At 64.2% G+C, this 1722-nt stretch carries 2 protein-coding genes; both read left to right on the top strand.

Translation table 11 applies throughout. From position 1 onward, the window contains the following. The coding region (locus EOD07_RS33470; protein ID WP_164772794.1) for a RelA/SpoT AH/RIS domain-containing protein at positions 1-930 on the top strand (930 nt) is incomplete at its 5' end. Positions 931-1060: 130 nt separating this feature from the next. Further along, positions 1061-1639: an orotate phosphoribosyltransferase gene (gene pyrE / locus EOD07_RS33465; protein WP_127238264.1), complete on the top strand. Its 579-nt coding sequence runs from the start codon at positions 1061-1063 to the stop codon at positions 1637-1639. The last annotated feature ends 83 nt before the right edge of the window (positions 1640-1722 follow it).

Below are 1722 nucleotides of genomic sequence, written 5' to 3'. Positions count from 1 at the left end.
AGCATCATGCCGCTGATGACGGAACTGAAGAATGGCGACGAGGTCGAGATCATCCGCTCCAAGGCGCAGGTGCCGCCCGCCGCCTGGGAATCGGTCGTGGTCACCGGCAAGGCGCGCGCCGCCATCCGCCGCGCCACCAAGAACGCCATCCGCAAACAATATTCCGGCCTCGGCGCCCGGATTTTGGAGCGCGCCTTCGAGCGCGCCGGCAAGACCTTCACCAAGGAGAGCTTGAAGCCGGTGCTGCACCGCCTGGCGCGCAAGGACATCGAGGACGTGCTGGCTTCCGTCGGCCGCGGCGAGTTGAGCTCCACCGACGTCATGAAAGCGGTCTTCCCCGACTATAAGGACGAGCGCGTCACCGTCGCCCCGCCCAAGCAGCGCGAGGAAGGCTGGTCGAAGATCCGCAACGCCGCCGGCATGCTGTTCCAGATGCCCGGCACACGCGCCGCGAAGAAGGGCAAGGACCAGCCGCGCGACGGCGCGGTGCCGATCCGCGGCGTGCGCGGCGACCTGCCGGTGCGCTTCGCGCCGGAAGGTGCCGTGCCCGGCGACCGCATCGTCGGCATCATCCAGCCGGGAACCGGCATCACCATCTATCCGATCCAGTCGCCGGCGCTGCAGGCCTTCGACGATCAGCCCGAGCGCTGGATCGATGTGCGCTGGGACATCGACGAGCGCACCAAGGAGCGGTTCCCGGCGCGCATCTCGGTCACCGCCATCAATGCGCCCGGTTCGTTGGCCGACATCGCCCAGGTCGTGGCGTCCAACGACGCCAACATCCACACGCTGTCGATGATACGCACGGCGCCCGATTTCACCGAGATGCTGATCGACCTCGAGGTCTGGGACCTGAAGCATCTCAACCGGCTGCTGTCGCAGCTGAAGGACAATTCGAGCGTCAGCGATGCGCGGCGCGTCAATGGGTGAATAGTGAATAGTGAATAGTGAATAGTGAATAGTGAATAGTGAATAGTGAATAGTGAATAGTGAATAGAAGGCGCTATCACTGCCATTCACCATTCACCATTCACCACTCGCCAAAGGCATGGAGCGAACAATGAACACCGACGAAGTGCTGGGCATTTTCCGCGAGGCCGGCGCCGTTCTCGAAGGTCATTTCATCCTGACGTCCGGCCTGCGCAGTCCGGTCTTCCTGCAGAAGGCCCGCGTCTTCATGCATGCCGACAAGACCGAGCGCCTCTGTAAAGCGCTGGCCGCGAAGATCCGCAAGGCGGTGCCTGGCAGGATAGACTACGTCGTCGGCCCGGCGATCGGCGGCCTGATCCCGGCCTATGAAACATCGCGCCATCTGGGTGTTCCGGCGATCTGGGTCGAGCGGGAAGGCGGCGAATTCAGGCTGCGCCGGTTCGAGATCGCCAAGGGCGCGCGCGTGGTCATCGTCGAGGACATCGTCACCACCGGCCTGTCGATCCGCGAGACCATCGATTGCCTGCGAGAGCTTGGCGCCGAGGTCGTGGCGGCGGCCTGCATCATCGACCGCTCGGCCGGCAAGACCGACGTCGGCGTGCCGCTGATCGCGCTTGCCGAATATGAAGTGCCGGCCTATCCCGCCGACCGCCTGCCGCCGGAACTTGCCGCTATTCCAGCCGTTAAGCCCGGAAGCCGCAACATCTGACTCCGCAATGTATGAAAACAAGCACTTGGACGCGTCGCTTGAATCTCTCCGGCAGCCGCCGGGGGCGCGATGATCGCCGGAAT

This window comes from Mesorhizobium sp. M2C.T.Ca.TU.002.02.1.1, from assembly GCF_003997225.1.
The sequence above is the reverse complement of the archived record's forward strand: the minus strand, read 5'-3'. Positions and strand labels throughout refer to the sequence as shown.

Bases quoted from the DNA above. Each gene is read 5' to 3' on its own strand.
- pyrE (WP_127238264.1), top strand. From the start codon at position 1,061: ATGAACACCGACGAAGTGCTGGGCATTTTCCGCGAGGCCGGCGCCGTT.